The 1,383-nt window shown below is 51.6% G+C and carries 1 rRNA gene; it reads right to left on the bottom strand.

From position 1 onward, the window contains the following. Positions 1-29: 29 nt before the first annotated feature. Positions 30-1,383, bottom strand: a 23S ribosomal RNA gene (locus ABIB42_RS25875); the annotation flags it as partial.

The following is a 1,383-nucleotide window of genomic DNA, read 5'->3' as shown; positions in this document are numbered from 1 at the left end:
TGTACTCGACCTTGGACTACCAAGGTTATAGGGACAAGCCGTACGGGCAATTAGTACTGGTTAGCTTAATGCATTACTGCACTTCCACACCCAGCCTATCAACGTCCTGGTCTCGAACGACCCTTCAAGGAGCTCAAGGCTCCGGGAAATCTCATCTCAAGGCAAGTTTCCCGCTTAGATGCTTTCAGCGGTTATCTCTTCCGAACTTAGCTACCCGGCAATGCCACTGGCGTGACAACCGGTACACCAGAGGTTCGTCCACTCCGGTCCTCTCGTACTAGGAGCAGCCCCCTTCAAATTTCCAACGCCCACGGCAGATAGGGACCAAACTGTCTCACGACGTTTTAAACCCAGCTCACGTACCACTTTAAATGGCGAACAGCCATACCCTTGGGACCGGCTACAGCCCCAGGATGTGATGAGCCGACATCGAGGTGCCAAACTCCCCCGTCGATATGAACTCTTGGGAGGAATCAGCCTGTTATCCCCAGAGTACCTTTTATCCGTTGAGCGATGGCCCTTCCATACAGAACCACCGGATCACTATGTCCTACTTTCGTACCTGCTCGACTTGTCGGTCTCGCAGTTAAGCACGCTTATGCCATTGCACTATTAGCACGATGTCCGACCGTACCTAGCGTACCTTCGAACTCCTCCGTTACACTTTAGGAGGAGACCGCCCCAGTCAAACTGCCTACCATGCACTGTCCCCGATCCGGATAACGGACCAAGGTTAGAACCTCAAATGAACCAGGGTGGTATTTCAAGGATGGCTCCACGAGAACTGGCGTCCCCGCTTCAAAGCCTCCCACCTATCCTACACAGATTGATTCAAAGTCCAATGCAAAGCTACAGTAAAGGTTCATGGGGTCTTTCCGTCTAGCCGCGGGTAGATTGCATCATCACAAACATTTCAACTTCGCTGAGTCTCGGGAGGAGACAGTGTGGCCATCGTTACGCCATTCGTGCAGGTCGGAACTTACCCGACAAGGAATTTCGCTACCTTAGGACCGTTATAGTTACGGCCGCCGTTTACTGGGACTTCAATCAAGAGCTTGCACCCCATCATTTAATCTTCCAGCACCGGGCAGGCGTCACACCCTATACGTCCACTTTCGTGTTTGCAGAGTGCTGTGTTTTTATTAAACAGTCGCAGCCACCATTTTATTGCAACCCGTTCATCCTTCCACAGTAAAGTGGTCAAACTACTAGGGCGTACCTTATCCCGAAGTTACGGTACCAATTTGCCGAGTTCCTTCTCCCGAGTTCTCTCAAGCGCCTTAGAATACTCATCTCGCCCACCTGTGTCGGTTTGCGGTACGGTCTCGTATGACTGAAGCTTAGAGGCTTTTCTTGGAACCACTTCCGATTGCTTCGTCGCAC

Origin of the sequence: Massilia sp. UYP32 (genome assembly GCF_050434365.1) — a bacterium.
Taxonomy (GTDB): domain Bacteria; phylum Pseudomonadota; class Gammaproteobacteria; order Burkholderiales; family Burkholderiaceae_D; genus Telluria; species Telluria timonae.
Note: the sequence above shows the minus strand (reverse complement) of the source record. Positions and strands in the feature narration are given on the sequence as shown.